The sequence below is a fragment of the Paenibacillus sp. GP183 genome (assembly GCF_900104695.1).
GTDB lineage: Bacteria > Bacillota > Bacilli > Paenibacillales > NBRC-103111 > Paenibacillus_AI.
This window is the reverse complement of the sequence record NZ_FNSW01000001.1, coordinates 1,370,992-1,387,245: the sequence shown is the minus strand read 5'-3', so window position 1 is coordinate 1,387,245 and position 16,254 is coordinate 1,370,992. Positions and strand designations below refer to the sequence as shown.

Here is a 16,254-nt window from a genome sequence, read left to right as displayed (position 1 = left end):
GGAAGATCTGTATGGCTTCATCTGCGGCTCCAACCGTGAAAATCTGCGGCATCCGGAGCATCGAAGTGCTGCAAGCAATTGCCCATTTACCGGTTGCCCACATCGGCTTTGTTTTTGCGAGGAGCAAGCGTCAGGTTACTCCCGAGCAAGCAGGAGAGATGATCCGTTTTTTGCAAAAGAAAGCTTTAACGGGTGACGATATTCCCTTGACCGTTGGCGTTTTTGTGAATCCAAGCGAGGACGAGCTGCTCCAAACACTGCAAACAGCTCCACTGGATGTGGTTCAATTGCATGGACAAGAATCCCCCGAGTTTTGCAAACGGGTAAAAGAGCAATTTGGCGTTCTCGTAATTAAAGCGGTGCTTTTACAAAAATCGGGGGATCGCGTTCCTACCCTTGCAGCGGTAGCGGAGCAATTGGATGATTATAGAGGAAGCATCGACGCTGTACTCCTAGATACGTTTGATCCCGTCTATGGAGGCGGGTCCGGGAATGCTTTTGCCTGGAATTGCATCCCGCCCTACCAGGAATGGGCTCGCGAGGTAGGAGTCAAGCTGCTCGTTGCCGGAGGTTTGCAGCCGGATAATGTGACTCAGCTTCTGGAAGACTATCAACCGGACGGAGTCGATGTGTCGAGCGGCGTAGAAACGGATGGAGTCAAAGACGTATCCAAAATTACAGCATTTGTGGAAAGGGTGATCCATCATGGCTCAAGTACCTGATGAGTTTGGAAGATTTGGAAAGTTCGGCGGCCGTTACGTACCAGAGACCTTAATGAATGCGCTGGCTGAACTTGAAGAGGCCTATAAACGCTACAAGGACGATCCGGATTTCATCGAGGAAATCCGTTATTTACAGCAGCAGTATTCCGGAAGACCCACACCGCTGTATTATGCGGAACGGTTAACCCAATTGCTCGGCGGAGCGAAGATTTATTTAAAACGTGAAGACTTGAACCACACAGGCGCGCACAAAATCAATAACACGATCGGCCAGGCGGTGCTTGCCAAACGTATGGGCAAGAACAAAATCATTGCCGAGACCGGCGCAGGCCAGCATGGGGTTGCTTCCGCAACGGTTGCGGCTTTGATGGGCATGGAATGCAAGGTGTTCATGGGAGAAGAGGACACCAAACGTCAGCAGCTCAATGTGTTTCGCATGAAGCTGCTTGGCTCAGAGGTGATCCCGGTTATGTCGGGAACACGCACCTTAAAGGATGCCTGCAACGAAACGCTGCGCTATTGGGTCAGCCATGTAGAGGATACCTACTACATACTCGGTTCAGTCACCGGACCTCATCCTTATCCAATGATGGTGCGCGATTTTCAGCGTGTGATCGGCGATGAGTCGCGCGCACAAATTTTGCAATTGGTAGGTCGTCTGCCAGATGCTGTAGTAGCCTGTGTTGGAGGCGGAAGCAATGCGATGGGGATATTCTATCCATTTGTGCAGGATACGGATGTCAAGCTGATTGGCGTAGAAGCTGCTGGCCGCGGCATAGATACGGAAGAACATGCCGCTACGATGACCAAAGGTTCTCCGGGAGTGTTCCAAGGCTCACTAAGCTACCTGCTGCAAGATGAATTCGGACAAGTGCAGCCGGCGCATTCGATTTCCGCTGGACTTGATTATCCGGGTATCGGTCCTGAGCATGCTTATCTGAAGGATTCGGAGCGCGCCACTTACTATCCGATCACTGATCAGGAAGCGCTTGACTCCCTGCAGCTGTTAAGCCGCACCGAAGGAATTATTCCTGCGCTTGAAAGCGCGCATGCCATCGCTCAAGCCGTCAAGCTTGCCCCGACCATGTCCAAGGATCAGATAATGATCATCAACTTGTCGGGACGCGGGGATAAAGACGTTGAATCCATTATGAGCTATCTGGATAGAGAAGAGGGGCGAGTATGAATTTGATCGATCAACGATTTGCCGAACTAAAAAGCCGCGGAGAAACCGCATTAATCCCTTTTCTGACGGTTGGAGATCCTTCGCCGCAAGCTTCTCTGGAAATCATTCTTGAGATGGAACGAGCAGGGGCCGATTTATTGGAGCTCGGAGTTCCTTACTCAGACCCGCTAGCCGACGGTCCTGTCATACAGCGCTCCTCGGAAAGAGCTTTAAAGAATCGTGTTTCGATCTTTGATGTCATCGAGACTGCCAGACAGGCCAGAAGCCGAGGTTCAAAGCTGCCATTCATTCTATTTACTTACTATAACCCTGTGCTGCAAATCGGTTTGGATCGCATTTTCAAGCAAATGAAAGAAAATGAGATCAGCGGCATCATCATTCCTGACCTTCCTCTGGAAGAGGACCAGGAAGCCCGTGCTATCGCTATGCAATATGGCATTCATTTGATACCGCTAGTTGCTCCAACTTCCAATGATAGAATCAAGAGAATCGCGGCTAACGCCAGCGGATTTGTTTATTGTGTATCTTCGCTGGGCGTCACAGGCGTAAGGTCCGAGTTTTTCGGTGGAATTGATGATTTCATCGCTACGGTTAAAGCGGCAACTTCATTGCCGGTTGTTGTAGGGTTCGGTATTTCAACTCGAGATCAGGTTGCCAAATTCGCAGGAGCCTGCGATGGCGTTGTTGTCGGCAGCGCGATTGTTCGCTCGATAGAAGAGGTGCTCTCTCATTTGGAAGCTGATCCCGCAAGTCCGCAAGGACTTTCGCGAATCAGTCAATTTGTGGGTGGGCTTAAAGGGAAAAGTCTGTAAACCTATTTTGCGCTGGAAAGTGCTAAAGAGATAAGGTAGAATAAAAAGCAAAAAAGGTTGATCACATGACAAAAATTACGATATTTGGCGTCGGCTTAATCGGCGGATCGCTAGCCTTATGCTATAAAGGAAAAACAGGCTTTACGGTGACTGGACATTCTCCCAACCCTAAATCCGTTGAAAAACTGCTCAAGCGCAATGTAGTGGACGAGGCGACTACCTCCATGGCAGAGGCGGTAAAGAATGCAGATTATATTTTCATATGTGTGCCTGTCGGCTCTTTGGAAACTTATCTCTCAGAGCTGAATAAGCTGCCGCTGAAGCCTGGGTGCCTTATCTCAGATGTGGGCAGTACAAAGGCTTCCGTCATGGAGGCGGCTGAAGCCCTTTCCTGGAATGGCGTGCATTTCATCGGCGGACATCCGATGGCAGGCTCTGAGCGGTCAGGTGTAGAGGCCGCATCCTCCCATTTATTTGAGAATGCGTTTTATGTCCTCACGCCTGCCGCAAATACACCCAGGCAGGAAGTGGATAAGCTGTCAGGCCTGCTGAAGTTGACCAAAGCTCAGATCATTCAGGTCGATGCCAAACAGCATGATGATATCGTCGGGGCCATCAGCCATCTTCCGCATATCATTGCGGTCGCCCTGGTCAATCAAATTCGCGCCTACAATGAGACCAATCCGCTTTATCAGAATTTGGCTGCAGGCGGATTTCGCGATATTACCCGAATTGCTTCTTCGGATCCCGTGATCTGGCAGGATATTTTAATCAATAACCGTGAAATCCTGCTGAAATTGCTTACTGATTGGAAGCTTGAGGTATCTCGTTTTATAGACTTGCTGCAGCAGTCCGATGGGGAGGGCATTACCCGGCAATTTCAACTGGCTGGCGATTTTCGCAGCAAGCTGCCGGAACGACGTAAAGGCATGATCACTTCCTTATATGACATTTACATCGATATTCCCGATCATCCCGGAATCATCGGACAAGTAACAACAGCCCTTGGGAATGAAAAAATTAATCTGAGCAATATTCAAATTGTAGAGAGCAGAGAGGACGTTCCTGGAGTGTTAAGGCTATCCTTTCGCAATCAGGAGGATGCTGATCGCGCTGCAGAAATGCTTAAAGCGCAATATGCTGTTCATGTGTAGAAATACATTGCATATGACCTCCGCAAACGTTTTCAAAAAAAACGTTGACATTTTGAAAACGTATACATATAATAAAAGTACAGTATGGTTTCTCTCCACTCCTATCCGATACTAGCACCATAAGTGCAGCTGCCTCTATAGGCAGTTTTTTTTTTGCCCAAAATACAGGACTGCTGCACTTTTTCTTACACAATTAAATAGGTGATTTCTTGTCCGGCAGGAGAAGCAAACTCAGTCCAGTTTTCAAAAAGATTGTCGAAGTAAGGAGGAATTTAATGGTTTGTCCAGAACTTTCTTATAAGGTTCAATTTATTTCATCCAAAGTGTTCTTTTTCCGCAACTTTTTTCTCCCTGTGCAGTCAAACATGATAAGAGCAGCTGGGGAGCACTACCTTTCAATTACGAGGAGAGTCGCCCGTAATGACCGATTCCCAGTTGATAAGAGAGATCAAGGATGGAAACGTTCAGGTTTACAACGAGCTTATGCGTCGTTACGAGCGTAAAATTCTTGCATTTATCTTTCATATGCTTAAAAGCTCGCAGATGGAAGCCTTGGCTGAGGATCTGTGTAACGAGAGTTTCTATAAAGCTTACCGCAGCCTTCACTCCTTTCGTGAAGTTGAGGCTTCTTTTTCTACATGGCTTTACACGATAGCCCGAAATACGGTGCTTAGTGAGCTGCGTAAAAATAAAAACGTCAAAGTATCACTGGAGCAAAGCGGGCATACGCCTCAGGCATCCTTCGAGGCCATGCCGGAGCAAGCTGCGCTGCGTAATGAGAAAATTTATATGGTCCGTGAAGCGATCAACAGTTTGCCAGAGAAGCAAAAGTCCGCATTGATCCTGAGAGAGTATGATCAAATGGATTATCAGGAAATTGCCAACATTCTCGACCAGACTGTCAGTTCCGTGAAGTCACTGCTCTTCAGGGCCCGTGCGAGTGTCAAGCTTCAGCTGGAGCCTTATTTTGCGGAATCGATATTCGAAGAGTACGAAGGGATGAATCAAAGATGAAATGTAGTGACATTCAAGAATTATTTGGTGATTACTGGGATTTGCCGAATGATGACTTGCGTCGCGCAGCAGTGGACAGCCATATCAAAACTTGCCCCTCCTGCAAAGAAGAGTTCCAAATATGGGAGGAAAGTACGGTTCTGATTCGTTCGGCCGTTGAAAGCAAGGCGGAATCCGATTATCGACATGCGGTCTCCGACAGGGTCATGACGAGAATCTACCATGACGAATCATGGAGAATCCCAGTTCCGAATCGGATGTATGCTATTTCACATAACCTGCGCAGAAATTTAACAACTGTTATTGCTTTTTCTCTGGCTCTGTTTGTAGTCAGTTTTCTATTCTCTATCTTAAATGATCGGTCGACGGGAGCATCATTAGCTTCTTCAGGATCTTCCATGAATGATTTGCAAGCGCCAAAGGTATTTGTTCCTAGCGATAACTCTGCATCCTTGAATGGACATTCTCTTGGCACAGCTGTGGCAAGCCTGAATACGGGCTTTATGGAGCCGCTGCGTTTTAACGTTGGGCCTATTCATTCCTATCCGCATTATTTGCTTGTAGTCTCCATTCTCGGTCTAATAGCTACAATGCTGATCATGAACTGGTTTTCAAGAACAAAAGCATAAACGCTTTACAATAGCATACTTACATTGCTCCTTTAGGGGAGCATTTTTCATTTAGGACCGCGAAACCGTTTATCCTCGGGAGGACAAAATGACGACTATTGGATTGATCCGGCACGGAAGCACGGAATGGAACAAACTGGGCAAAATGCAGGGACAGATGGATACGAGCTTGACTGAAGAAGGCAGAGCCCAGGCGAGGCTGCTGGGACATAGAATGAAGAATGAAGCATGGACAGGGATATTCAGCAGCGATTTGTCCAGAGCTCGCGAAACAGCGGAGATCATCTCCGCCATCTCCGGAATCCCCATTCTTGGATTTGATGCCAGGCTGCGTGAAAGGAGCTTTGGCCAAGTCGAAGGCACGAAGGAGCAAGAAAGAATAGACCGTTGGGGAGCCGATTGGAAGAAGCTGGATCTCGGCGGCGAGACGAATGAGCAGGTGCTTGCTCGCTGGCATGATTTTTTGGAGCAATTGGCGACCAATGCCTCAGATGAGAGGCTGCTCCTTATTTCGCACGGCGGCTTCATTGTTCAGATTTTGAGGGCTTTAAGCATGGAGCAGGACGAATTTTTGCAAAACACCTCACTGACCATCCTCAAGCGCACGGATTCTTCGTGGGAACTTGTGCTCTATAACTGTTTGGTCCATCTGGAAAGCTAGGACAAACACTGCTCAAAAAAGAGCAGTGTTTTTTTGCGCAACCGGAATATTTTACAATTAAGTCTCCCATAATGGTTAATAGAAACCGGCGGAAGGGAGAGATTAAGATGGAAATGAATCTCGCAGATATGCTCAGCTATGCGGATATTCAGGAGCTCGGCAGAATTGCCGACACTTACGAGTGTGAGTGCAATGGGCACTCCAAAAATGAATTGATCCAATCCATTCTTAGCACTCTTAATCGCCGAGAGGTATTCGAGCGCCACATTCAAGGCTTGCGACTGGAGGATGTCCGGTTTTTGAATTCACTGCTTTCGGATGCCAGAAACTCATTTAGTCTTGAAGAATTGACCGCTCGAGTGAATCAAAGCATGTTCCCCAAGAATGAAGCCGACACCAAGAATCCGCGAGAAGTGATCACCAAATTCAAGCAGCTGGGCTGGCTGTTCAACGGCTACTCGCAGCAAACCAAATATTTGTTTCAGGTTCCCCATGATCTCAAACGGCGTTTTCGCGATGTTTTGACGGTGAAATTCCGGGAGTCGCTGGTTGTTGTTGATGATCCCAGGGTTTATAGAGAAGAGCAAATGCTCATACATGAAGATATCTACCAATTTTTAAAGTACATATCCATGCAACCTGAGATTATGCTGTCTCCGGACAACAGTATGTATAAGCGCCAGCTGCAGCAAATATTGGAATGCATGTCGGTTAAAGAGGAAATGGTCACCAAAGGAGCCTGGAGATTCGGATATGGACGGATGTTCAAGGAATATCCAAGCCGGTTTTCATTCATCTACGATTATTGTTATTTCCACCACTGGATTGTCGAGCAAAATTCGATTCTTGCCTTAACGGATTCCGGCAAAAATAAAGTGCTCGAAGGCAGCAAAGAAAATCTCGTTCAAATATACCGTTTCTGGTTGAGGCTTTATAAAGGTCCGATCCCGAATATCCAATCCATCGTCCAATGGGTCCAGCGGTTAGCTGGTTCCTGGGTAACGGCCGCTTCCCTGGGAGATGTGCTGTGCAAGCTGATTAAACCATTTTATTACGATTCCTCCGAATCCATATTGGAGCAGCGGATTTTACAAATGATGATGCATCTTGGTCTGATCCGTATAGGCGAGGATGAGCTGCATGGACGTGTCATTCAAATGACAAAGCTCGGAAGCGAGGTCATTGAAGGCACATATGTGAAGGAAGAAGACCGGATTGATATTAACTCCCAGGAAATTGGGTAAAGACACATTAATCGATCAAGCGGGCTGGTGTACTTAACGGTGAAAATTTCGTTGAATATGCTTAAGAGTAGGAGGTAGATCGGTCCTATGGGGAAAATGAATATAACGAACGATGCGCTGCTCGCGGTTTTTGCTGAAATCATCTGGGATGAATCGATTCGAAAGCAAAAAGAGAAGGAGCTTTATCAAGAGATAGACGACGCGTTGGACAAAGGAGATCAAGAGCTGTTTTTTGCGCTTACTTCCGAGCTTATAGGATTGAAAACACCCAATTAATCGAATGGATAAATGGACATGTGGTGACATATGTCTTTTTTTGTTTTAAAGTAACTGTAACCCGGATCGAAAAGAAATAAAGGAGCAGATGCGATGAAATTCAGCGATGTGATAAAAGAGGAATGGGAAGCTTTACAGCCTTACTTGGACACCTGCTTGCTGCCTGTCACCGGATTAACGGGCAGGGAGCAGCCGTGGCAGGCAACAGAAGCGCTTGAAAAGCTCCGTGATGCCCTTGATCTGATAGAGATCCCTTATAAAGGCAGAGTAGTTACCTATCCTGCAGTTCATTATGTGGAAGGCATGGACTTGTCCGTACAAATCAATACCCTCGGATCACGTTTGAAGGAAGCCGGTTTCGCGTATGTGATAGTATTGACGACAGAATCGGAATCACAGAGCTGGCTGAAGCAAACGGTGGACGAAATCTTTTACATAGATATGGAAAAATGGATGGATCATCAGTCTGAAATGAAAATCGGGATATCCAGGCAATTGCAGCTGCTTTGGAGCTGAGAACAGCTACTTTCAAGATTAACGTATTTTTGGAAAATAAAATGCGAAAGCTAGGTGCACAGAGCCGTTTCCGTCCAAGCAAATAGTAGATGTGACAATTTAATTAAATTTGGCTTTCATGCAAGAATTCGATGCTTTAAAACAAGCTTCCCTTTCTTGACGCTTCCAAGGTCGTGAGCTATTATTAGAAATGTCCTAGTTATGAATGTAACATCGAACGACAGGTGATAAAAGTTTGCTTCATTATTCGAATGGAAGCAAATGTAGGGGGGTAGACTGAATCAATGAATGTCCACAACAATCCAAATGATGATCAGCATGTACAGAAACCTGGAACCAAGCGCGAAATTACCCGCCGCCAATTTCTAACCTATACTTTAGGTGGAGCTGGGGCTTTTATGGGAGCCGGCATGATTGTGCCGATGCTCAGATTTGCGATAGATCCGGTGCTTAAACCAAAGATTCAGGCCGCTTGGATCAAAGTTGTTGAAGAAAGCAAAATTACGACAGAGCCTAAATCGTTTTCATTCCAAATCCATCAAGTAGACGGCTGGTATGAGAGCGATCCGGAACTGGTTGCATGGATTTCCAAAGGAGCGGACGGCAAAATATTTGCTCTGAATCCGACCTGTAAGCATCTTGGATGCACGGTAAACTGGAATGATAATCCTGCCTATCCAAATCAATATTTCTGTCCTTGTCACGGCGCGCATTATACGGCTGACGGCAAAAACCTTGCCGTAGCACCGAATCCCCTCGACGAATATCAAGTAAAAGTAGAGAGTGGTTTTGTTTATGTAGGTCCGCTTGGCCATAACACAAGAGTGAAATAAGGAGGCGTAACCATCAGATGTTGAAAAATATGTACAACTGGATTGACGAACGTCTTGATATCACGCCGATGTGGAGGGACGTTGCGGATCACGAGGTGCCGGAACACGTAAATCCTGCGCATCACTTTTCCGCTTTTGTTTATTGCTTTGGCGGCTTGACGTTTTTTATTACAGTTATTCAAATTTTATCCGGTATGTTTTTAACGATGTACTACACGCCGGATATTATTAATGCTTATGCCAGTGTTGATTACCTTCAGCATAAAGTGGCCTTCGGTGTCATTGTCAGGGGTATGCATCACTGGGGTGCCAGCCTTGTCATTGTCATGATGTTCTTACATACTCTGCGCGTGTTCTTTACAGGTTCCTATAAAGCGCCTCGTGAAATGAACTGGGTTGTAGGAATGCTGATTTTCTTCGTTATGCTGGGTCTTGGTTTTACCGGATATCTGCTGCCTTGGGATAACAAAGCCTACTATGCAACGCAAGTAGGAATCAAGATTGCAGCATCCGCACCTATCATTGGACCTTATATTCAAACTTTTCTGCAGGGCGGAGAAATCGTAGGAGCACAAACATTGACCAGATTCTTTGCTATTCATGTCTTCTTCCTGCCGGGCGTACTGCTTGCTTTACTTGCAGGACACTTCTTCATGATTCGCAAGCAAGGTATTTCCGGACCGCTATAATTGAAAGGAGGGTTAATGCGTGGCACATGGTCATAAATCGGATGAAAAAGTAGTTTTCGTCGGGGATTCCCGTGTTATCAAAAAAACGGAAAAGATGATTCCAAAGGATTACTCGGCTTATCCGGGAAAATCAGAAGCATTCGTTCCCAACTTTTTGCTGAAAGAGTGGATGGTTGGAGTCGTCGTGATGGTTGGAATTCTCGTATTGGTTATGTCGGAACCGGCTCCGCTGGGATATCCGGCTGACCCTAAAAATACAGCGTTTATTCCAATGCCTGACTGGTACTTCCTGTTCCTGTACCAGCTTCTGAAATATCCGTACACTTCAGATAAATATATCATCATGGGAACCGTACTTGTACCGGCCATTATGTTTGGTGCATTACTTCTTGCGCCATTTCTGGATACAGGCAAGGAGCGGCGTTTTTACAGAAGGCCGATTGCATCAACACTCATGTTTTTGACTTTAATCGCTACTTCGTATTTGACTTATACATCTTGGTCACATTACCAGTTCGAACTGAAAGATAAGAATATTATCCCTGAGGACATTAAGCGTGAAGAAGAATTGCGAGCTGCCAAAGGCGCGACAGGCGGCGCTGGTACTTCCGGAGGCGCCAAAAAAGCAGCCGTTGCGATTGTTGCACCTGATGATGAAGGCGCCAAGGTATTTGCCAAAGCCACATGCTTGCAATGCCATGGCGGCAACCTGAAGGGTAATCCTTCCATTGGAGTCCCGGCGCTGCTCGGTATTGGCGATGTACTCTCCAAGGATCAAATCCTGGGAGTTATCAAAAACGGCAAGGGCAACATGCCTGCTCAATACGATGCCAATAAAAGCAAAGGCTTAACCGACGCCGACATTGATAAGCTGGCCAACTGGCTGGCGATGCAAAAAAAGGCTCAATAATCAAGGATAAACATGAACATCAAAACCTGACCGAACTAAGCGGTCAGGTTTTTTGAACGAAAATGAAGGAGGAGCACGTTTGCAGCAGCAGTTATCATTTTCATTTTTGCTGAGTAAACCTTTCTTAACCAGCAAGGTGATCATCTGGACGCTATTTATTGTTAATTTAGCCGGTACCCTATACGGATATGAATGGTATTGGTCGCAAATGATGTTTACCATCGCGGAAAAACCTCTGTGGTATGTATGGTTTGTTCCCGACAGTCCTACGGCGAGCTTGTTCTTTACCCTTTCTTTACTTTACTTGATCCGAGACGGCATCCAATCTTCTCCGCTTGGAAAGAGCGCATCAGCGCTGCGGGGTTTTGTGGAAGCTTTTGCTCTGATTACTTCCATCAAGTATGGCGTTTGGGCCGTGGCGATGATTTTTGCCGGTGCCGCACAGGGCAATATCCTTGGCTGGCAGGATTGGATGCTGACTGCCTCTCATTTGGGTATGGCCGTGGAAGCCTTAATGTTCGCCAGATTCTATACCTATCGCTGGATTTCAATACTCGCTGTTGCTGTTTGGACATTTTGGAATGATTTTATGGATTATCACCGCGGTATTTTTCCTTGGCTGCCGGATGAACTTATGGATGACCTGGGCTGGATTGAGAAGTTCACCATAAGCTTGAGCATCATAGGAATAGGGATAGCTGTAATCATGATGGTCCAAAGAAAAACAAAATCAAAAACAATCGAATAGCTTGGTCTAAAATGGGACAAACCTCCATAAGCTGATTTTGAAGGAGGAATGTCCCATGTTTGATTATTTCAGCGGTCGTAGTTGGATACTCTTAATCACAGTGTTAATGGCTATTATATTAATTGCCTCTTGCGGATCCTCCAAATCTGCGAATCCCACAAAAAAAGCCGACCCTCAGCAGCAGCAAAAAATGCAGCTGCTGAATAGGACGGCAGATGATATGTATAAGAAAGCCATGGATGGGCAGATGATGGAAGCGCGTAATATGCTGCTCCAGCTCAGTGATCAAATCACACATATCCAGTTTCAAGGTGTAACTTCGATCGAAGGCCTTCATGCACTGACATCTTCCATAACCGAGGCCAAGAGAGTATACAATGCCGCTTCTTTATCTCACATAGAAGGCCAGGCAGCAGCAGCTCAAATTCGATTGGCAACAGATGCTCTGACTCATACGAGCCAGCCGATGTGGCTCCAATATGACAAGGTGCTCCGCAATGATCTCACTCATCTGGAGCAGGCTGTTAAAGCTTCCAATGAGCAAGAAACGATTAATAGTTATGAAAAACTGAAGCAGCATATTTTTCTGATTCATCCGTCCTTGCAGATCAGCCGAGATCCATCCCTCATAGAGAAGCTGGACTCTGTTATCAACTTTATCCAAACGGGAGTTAAATCCAAGCCGATGGCTTCACAAAATGTGGTCAAAGGGATTGAACAGCTCCAGCATACACTGGATCAAATTTTCAACAAACGGCAGGAGGCAACTGCCTATCTACCCTTGGCAGATAACCAAACGCCAATCATCTGGGTGTTTTTATTCGGCGCCATCATCAGCACGGTATTGACCTATGCAGGCTGGAGAATGTTCAAAACCAATCAGACTGTCAACAAAAAAGAGAAGGGTTGAGTGAATTTAGCTTGTTTTGAACCCTTCACCCACCACATCATGCACCTCATCAATAATGATAAAGGCTGAGGGGTCAATGCCTTTGATAAGCTCACGCAGCCTTCTGCTCTCTTGTCGGTAGATGACACAATAGATGACATCCTTGTTTTGGCCGGAATAGGCTCCTTTTGCCGGAAAAAGGGTCACACCGCGGTTCAACTCATCGGAAATGGCACTAGCCAACTGCTCAGCATGGTCGCTGATGATGGTGAAGGCCTTGGCAGCATAGGCTCCTTCCGTTATATAATCGATCATTCTGGATGAAATAAAGACAGCTACCAATGAATAGAGCACTTTTTCTTTTGGAATGTAAAAAAGTGCAACCCCGATGACGATCACATCGATATACAAGATCACTTGCCCTATGCTCCAGCCCCTTAGCTTGTGGCCGATTCTCGCCACAATATCCGAACCGCCGGTTGTCCCTCCATAGCGAAATACCAAGCCCAGTCCTGAGCCTAAGGTTACTCCCGCATATAAGGTGGCAAGAAAATAATCCTTTTCAGTTTGAAAGGGTATGATCCATTGATAACGAATCAGCCATTCCACGATCCATAAGAAAATGGAAAGGGAAATAACCCCGTAGATGGTATAAAACATCGAGTTCTTGCCAAACATTTTCCAACCAAGATAAAACAGGGGAATATTCAGCACCAGGGTTGAAATAGACGGAGGGATCCCGAGCACGTAATTCAGCAATAAGGAAATGCCGGTCACGCCGCCTTCCATGAGCTCGTTTGAGATGACGAAGTAATGCAGGCCGAAAGCATAAATAGCCGTTCCCAGTGTAATGGCGAGCAGGGAAGTCAATCGATCTGTAAAACTTTTCAATGGCATAAATGGAAATCCTCCGAGGGGTATAAGGACTTGAACACAGGTCAATTATACCTCTTTTTGCTGGAAAGAAAAAAATTCAAAATCATTTGTCAATGCAAGTTGTTTACGATAACATGGAAGGGATGGCTTAAGTTCAGAAATGACCTGAAAGAAGGGTTACTATGTCAGACAGAACGCTCAAAGAGCTGCAACAAGAGGTTGACACTTATATTTCACAATTCAAGGAAGGTTACTTCAGCCCGCTCTCCATGCTGGCCAGAATGAGCGAAGAGGTCGGAGAGCTCGCGCGCGAAGTCAATCACAGCTTTGGAGAAAAACCAAAGAAAAAGACGGAAGCAGATAACTCCATTGAGTTGGAGCTTGGAGATATCCTTTTTATTACGATATGTTTCGCTAATTCTCTGGGAATCGATCTAACCGAGGCTCATGAGAAAGTCATGCATAAGTTCAATACACGAGATGCTGGTCGTTGGACTAAAATTAACACCGAACCTACTTGAAGTTCATAAACTGTACCATCCCCTGATTTTGTAATTTCGGTTATCGAAGGGAGGATGGGCAGGTGGATGGAGAACGAGAATTACAAAAAGCATACGAATCCATTCTCGGGTCTGATTTTGAAAAAGCCATAGAGTGGTTTGAAAAAGCAATTGCATTGGAACCGGATTATGCTGACTACCACTATAAATTATCCATTACCTATGCCAGAAGCAACAAGCTGGAGAAGGCTTTGAATCGTGCGAAGCACGCGGTTCGATTGGAACCGGATAATGAATCCTATCGATTTCATTTGCAATATTTGTATGCGCGGGAAAAGGTGCAGCAGGCTGAGAAGCTTTTAAATCCGATAAACGAAAGGCTGGATATGGCGATCGCGCTTTTGAAGGAAGCCATCATTCTGGATCCTCTAGCCATAGAAGCGTATCTGATTCTGGGTGCGGCTTACGCATCCAGACAGGAATACCATCAAGCCCTGAGTGCGGTAAATGAAGTGCTGCGGCTCGATCCCCTGCATGAAATTGCCAGTCAACAGATCACGGAATACAAGCATCAGCTCATGCTTCAAGATAACATTCAAGCTAATTCTTATGATCAGAAATGACAAAGGAGATCTACTATCATGGAGCGTAAAATTAGAGTAGCTGTCACGGGAGCAAGTGGAAGAATGGGACGCGAGGTTGTTAAATTGGTGCTGACGGAGCCGGATTTTGAATTGGCAGCCGGCGTGTGCCGTTCTTCCGATTCCGTCGATATGGGCAGACTGGTTGGGCTGGACGAATGCGGCATACGGCTGCAGAATGATTTGGAGCTGGCCTTGGTGGAATCCAGAGCCGATGTCATGATTGATTTCACCACGCCACATGTTGCATTGGAAAACACGAATCTGGCCATTAAGCATGGCATTCGTCCCGTAATCGGCACCAGCGGATTTACCTTGAACGATATTGATCTGCTGGACAAGCATTGCCTTGAAAAAGGCATCGGCGGGTTGATTGCTCCCAACTTCTCGATCGGAGCCATCCTGATGATGCGTTTTGCCAAGCAGGCCGCCAAATATTTCCCCCATCTGGAAATTATCGAATATCACGGCGACCAAAAGCTGGATGCTCCTTCTGGTACGGCGGTCAAAACCGCAGAAATGATTTCAGGAGTCAGGGAAGAATTGCGGCAGGGAAATCCGCAGGAAGAGGAAACCATCGAAGGTTCGCGCGGAGGTTATTACAATGGGTTTAGAATACATAGCGTAAGGCTCCCGGGTATTTTTGCGCAGCAGGAAGTCATTATGGCTTCACACGGACAAGCACTGAAATTGCGCCACGATTCCTATGAACGTTCCGCTTATATGCCGGGAGTTGCGATAGGTGTGAGACAAGTAATGACATACACCGGAATGGTATACGGCTTCGAGCAATTTATAGACTAGGGAGCGACAGTTGATGAATATTGCACTGATTGCACACGACAGAAAGAAAGATGAGATGGTCAATTTTGTGGTGGCCTATGAACACGTATTTCAGGGGCATCATCTCTATGCAACAGGCACAACCGGTCTGAGAATTATGGAGAATACGAAGCTGGACATTCATCGATATATGTCAGGTCCGCTTGGCGGGGATCAGCAAATTGGGGCCATGGTCGCTCAAAACGAGCTGGATCTGATTATATTCCTGAGAGATCCCTTGATGGCTCAGCCGCATGAACCGGATATTACGGCGCTTTTGCGGTTGTGTGATGTGCAAGGTATTCCCTGCGCCACGAATATGGCTACAGCTGAAATTCTCGTGAAGGCACTGGATCGCGGGGATTTTGCCTGGAGGGAAATCGTTCATAAATACAAACAAGGTGAAGAGTAGCCATGGGACCAACACAGCTGGATATTTTGATTTTTGGTGCGCATGCAGATGACGCAGAGATTGGCATGGGAGCTACCATCGCCAAGCATACAGCAGCAGGCTTTAAAGTCGGGATTTGTGATTTGACCTATGCCGAATTGTCATCCAACGGCTCTGTTGAATCGAGAAAGAATGAGGCGGAGCAAGCCTCGGCTATTCTTGGGATTACGATGCGCTCCAATTTGGGACTTCCGGATCGCGGATTGCTCCTCAAGGAAACGTTTATAGAGCGAATTACAAATGAAATAAGGGCACTCCAACCTAAAATTGTATTTGCCCCTTATTGGCAGGACCGTCATCCGGATCACGTCGCTTGCTCGCAGCTAATCCAGGAAGCGGTATTTAACGCCAAGCTGCGCAAATATTTGCCGGATGCCAAGGCCTTTCAGGTTGAACAGCTTTATTTTTATTTCATTAATGATGTAGTTGAAGCTGATCTGCTAGTCGACGTTTCAGACTGCTATGGCAAGAAAATAGCTGCTTTAGAAGCCTATCGCTCCCAATTTGTGACTGCTGGGGAAGGAAATGACTATGTCTCTACCCCACTGAATCAAGGCTATGTGGAGAGGGTGGAAGCAAGAGATCGTTTAATGGGACAAAAACGCATGGTGGGCTATGCAGAAGGATTTATTTCGAAACAACCACAACTCGTGGATATGTTCAGGTAAGCGGAGAAGAGGC

The 16,254-nt window shown here is 46.3% G+C and carries 21 protein-coding genes; 20 read left to right on the top strand and 1 reads right to left on the bottom strand.

Annotated elements, in window-relative coordinates:
• Window positions 1-11: 11 nt before the first annotated feature.
• The 15 genes from BLV33_RS06860 to BLV33_RS06790 all read left to right on the top strand — a co-directional run bounded on the left by BLV33_RS06860 (window position 12) and on the right by BLV33_RS06790 (window position 12,304).
• The gene (locus BLV33_RS06860) at window positions 12-722 is read left to right on the top strand and encodes a phosphoribosylanthranilate isomerase (RefSeq protein WP_090789488.1); all 711 of its coding nucleotides are present in this window, start codon (window positions 12-14) and stop codon (window positions 720-722) included.
• The gene (trpB, locus tag BLV33_RS06855; RefSeq protein WP_171909039.1) at window positions 706-1,908 is read left to right on the top strand and encodes a tryptophan synthase subunit beta; all 1,203 of its coding nucleotides are present in this window, start codon (window positions 706-708) and stop codon (window positions 1,906-1,908) included. Before BLV33_RS06860 ends, trpB begins: the two co-directional genes overlap by 17 nt.
• Window positions 1,905-2,720, top strand: a complete 816-nt coding sequence (gene trpA / locus BLV33_RS06850) for a tryptophan synthase subunit alpha (protein WP_090789484.1) — start codon at window positions 1,905-1,907, stop codon at window positions 2,718-2,720. Before trpB ends, trpA begins: the two co-directional genes overlap by 4 nt.
• Before the next feature lie 65 nt (window positions 2,721-2,785).
• Window positions 2,786-3,874, top strand: coding sequence for a prephenate dehydrogenase (locus tag BLV33_RS06845; RefSeq protein ID WP_090789482.1), 1,089 nt, complete (start codon window positions 2,786-2,788; stop codon window positions 3,872-3,874).
• 420 nt (window positions 3,875-4,294) lie between these two features.
• The gene (locus BLV33_RS06840; protein ID WP_090789480.1) at window positions 4,295-4,888 is read left to right on the top strand and encodes an RNA polymerase sigma factor; all 594 of its coding nucleotides are present in this window, start codon (window positions 4,295-4,297) and stop codon (window positions 4,886-4,888) included.
• Window positions 4,885-5,517, top strand: a complete 633-nt coding sequence (locus tag BLV33_RS06835) for an anti-sigma factor family protein (RefSeq protein ID WP_090789478.1) — start codon at window positions 4,885-4,887, stop codon at window positions 5,515-5,517. Before BLV33_RS06840 ends, BLV33_RS06835 begins: the two co-directional genes overlap by 4 nt.
• Before the next feature lie 88 nt (window positions 5,518-5,605).
• Window positions 5,606-6,178, top strand: coding sequence for a histidine phosphatase family protein (locus BLV33_RS06830; protein ID WP_090789476.1), 573 nt, complete (start codon window positions 5,606-5,608; stop codon window positions 6,176-6,178).
• Between the two features lie 113 nt (window positions 6,179-6,291).
• A complete protein-coding gene (locus BLV33_RS06825) occupies window positions 6,292-7,422 on the top strand; it encodes a hypothetical protein (RefSeq protein WP_090798740.1) in 1,131 nt (376 codons plus the stop codon).
• 87 nt (window positions 7,423-7,509) lie between these two features.
• Window positions 7,510-7,698, top strand: coding sequence for an IDEAL domain-containing protein (locus tag BLV33_RS06820; RefSeq protein ID WP_090789474.1), 189 nt, complete (start codon window positions 7,510-7,512; stop codon window positions 7,696-7,698).
• A gap of 93 nt (window positions 7,699-7,791) precedes the next feature.
• Entirely contained in the window at window positions 7,792-8,214 is a 423-nt protein-coding gene (locus tag BLV33_RS06815; RefSeq protein WP_090789472.1) for a DUF2487 family protein, read from the top strand.
• Between the two features lie 284 nt (window positions 8,215-8,498).
• Window positions 8,499-9,047 (top strand): QcrA and Rieske domain-containing protein, encoded by a 549-nt coding sequence (locus BLV33_RS06810; protein ID WP_090789469.1) that lies wholly within the window; start codon window positions 8,499-8,501, stop codon window positions 9,045-9,047.
• Window positions 9,048-9,064: 17 nt separating this feature from the next.
• On the top strand, window positions 9,065-9,736 hold the full coding sequence (qcrB, locus tag BLV33_RS06805; RefSeq protein WP_090789467.1) for a menaquinol-cytochrome c reductase cytochrome b subunit: 672 nt from the start codon (window positions 9,065-9,067) through the stop codon (window positions 9,734-9,736).
• Window positions 9,737-9,755: 19 nt separating this feature from the next.
• On the top strand, window positions 9,756-10,646 hold the full coding sequence (locus tag BLV33_RS06800; RefSeq protein WP_090789465.1) for a c-type cytochrome: 891 nt from the start codon (window positions 9,756-9,758) through the stop codon (window positions 10,644-10,646).
• Between the two features lie 79 nt (window positions 10,647-10,725).
• Window positions 10,726-11,394, top strand: a complete 669-nt coding sequence (locus BLV33_RS06795; RefSeq protein ID WP_253186993.1) for a DUF1405 domain-containing protein — start codon at window positions 10,726-10,728, stop codon at window positions 11,392-11,394.
• A 55-nt stretch (window positions 11,395-11,449) separates the two neighbouring features.
• Window positions 11,450-12,304, top strand: coding sequence for a sporulation protein YpjB (locus BLV33_RS06790; protein WP_090789463.1), 855 nt, complete (start codon window positions 11,450-11,452; stop codon window positions 12,302-12,304).
• A 6-nt stretch (window positions 12,305-12,310) separates the two neighbouring features.
• Here the strand turns inward: BLV33_RS06790 and BLV33_RS06785 are convergent, their stop codons facing one another.
• A complete protein-coding gene (locus BLV33_RS06785) occupies window positions 12,311-13,180 on the bottom strand; it encodes a YitT family protein (RefSeq protein WP_090789462.1) in 870 nt (289 codons plus the stop codon).
• 161 nt (window positions 13,181-13,341) lie between these two features.
• On the opposite strand from BLV33_RS06785, the gene BLV33_RS06780 reads away from it, so the two are divergent.
• The 5 genes from BLV33_RS06780 (at window position 13,342) to bshB1 (ending at window position 16,241) form a co-directional block, all read left to right on the top strand.
• Complete coding sequence (locus BLV33_RS06780) at window positions 13,342-13,680, top strand: nucleotide pyrophosphohydrolase (protein WP_090789460.1); 339 nt, start codon at window positions 13,342-13,344, stop codon at window positions 13,678-13,680.
• A 62-nt stretch (window positions 13,681-13,742) separates the two neighbouring features.
• Window positions 13,743-14,282: a tetratricopeptide repeat protein gene (locus BLV33_RS06775; RefSeq protein ID WP_090789458.1), complete on the top strand. Its 540-nt coding sequence runs from the start codon at window positions 13,743-13,745 to the stop codon at window positions 14,280-14,282.
• An 18-nt stretch (window positions 14,283-14,300) separates the two neighbouring features.
• Complete coding sequence (gene dapB / locus BLV33_RS06770; protein ID WP_090789456.1) at window positions 14,301-15,104, top strand: 4-hydroxy-tetrahydrodipicolinate reductase; 804 nt, start codon at window positions 14,301-14,303, stop codon at window positions 15,102-15,104.
• A 10-nt stretch (window positions 15,105-15,114) separates the two neighbouring features.
• Window positions 15,115-15,534, top strand: a complete 420-nt coding sequence (locus tag BLV33_RS06765; RefSeq protein WP_171909038.1) for a methylglyoxal synthase — start codon at window positions 15,115-15,117, stop codon at window positions 15,532-15,534.
• Between the two features lie 2 nt (window positions 15,535-15,536).
• Complete coding sequence (gene bshB1, locus BLV33_RS06760; protein ID WP_090789452.1) at window positions 15,537-16,241, top strand: bacillithiol biosynthesis deacetylase BshB1; 705 nt, start codon at window positions 15,537-15,539, stop codon at window positions 16,239-16,241.
• The last annotated feature ends 13 nt before the right edge of the window (window positions 16,242-16,254 follow it).

What these genes read in the sequence shown, in the direction of transcription:
- BLV33_RS06860 (WP_090789488.1), top strand. Translation starts at nt 12, where the DNA reads ATGGCTTCATCTGCGGCTCCAACCGTGAAAATCTGCGGCATCCGGAGC.
- trpB (WP_171909039.1), top strand. Translation starts at nt 706, where the DNA reads ATGGCTCAAGTACCTGATGAGTTTGGAAGATTTGGAAAGTTCGGCGGC.
- trpA (WP_090789484.1), top strand. Translation starts at nt 1,905, where the DNA reads ATGAATTTGATCGATCAACGATTTGCCGAACTAAAAAGCCGCGGAGAA.
- BLV33_RS06845 (WP_090789482.1), top strand. Translation starts at nt 2,786, where the DNA reads ATGACAAAAATTACGATATTTGGCGTCGGCTTAATCGGCGGATCGCTA.
- BLV33_RS06840 (WP_090789480.1), top strand. Translation starts at nt 4,295, where the DNA reads ATGACCGATTCCCAGTTGATAAGAGAGATCAAGGATGGAAACGTTCAG.
- BLV33_RS06835 (WP_090789478.1), top strand. Translation starts at nt 4,885, where the DNA reads ATGAAATGTAGTGACATTCAAGAATTATTTGGTGATTACTGGGATTTG.
- BLV33_RS06830 (WP_090789476.1), top strand. Translation starts at nt 5,606, where the DNA reads ATGACGACTATTGGATTGATCCGGCACGGAAGCACGGAATGGAACAAA.
- BLV33_RS06825 (WP_090798740.1), top strand. Translation starts at nt 6,292, where the DNA reads ATGAATCTCGCAGATATGCTCAGCTATGCGGATATTCAGGAGCTCGGC.
- BLV33_RS06820 (WP_090789474.1), top strand. Translation starts at nt 7,510, where the DNA reads ATGGGGAAAATGAATATAACGAACGATGCGCTGCTCGCGGTTTTTGCT.
- BLV33_RS06815 (WP_090789472.1), top strand. Translation starts at nt 7,792, where the DNA reads ATGAAATTCAGCGATGTGATAAAAGAGGAATGGGAAGCTTTACAGCCT.
- BLV33_RS06810 (WP_090789469.1), top strand. Translation starts at nt 8,499, where the DNA reads ATGAATGTCCACAACAATCCAAATGATGATCAGCATGTACAGAAACCT.
- qcrB (WP_090789467.1), top strand. Translation starts at nt 9,065, where the DNA reads ATGTTGAAAAATATGTACAACTGGATTGACGAACGTCTTGATATCACG.
- BLV33_RS06790 (WP_090789463.1), top strand. Translation starts at nt 11,450, where the DNA reads ATGTTTGATTATTTCAGCGGTCGTAGTTGGATACTCTTAATCACAGTG.
- BLV33_RS06785 (WP_090789462.1), bottom strand. Translation starts at nt 13,180, where the DNA reads ATGCCATTGAAAAGTTTTACAGATCGATTGACTTCCCTGCTCGCCATT.
- BLV33_RS06780 (WP_090789460.1), top strand. Translation starts at nt 13,342, where the DNA reads ATGTCAGACAGAACGCTCAAAGAGCTGCAACAAGAGGTTGACACTTAT.
- dapB (WP_090789456.1), top strand. Translation starts at nt 14,301, where the DNA reads ATGGAGCGTAAAATTAGAGTAGCTGTCACGGGAGCAAGTGGAAGAATG.
- bshB1 (WP_090789452.1), top strand. Translation starts at nt 15,537, where the DNA reads ATGGGACCAACACAGCTGGATATTTTGATTTTTGGTGCGCATGCAGAT.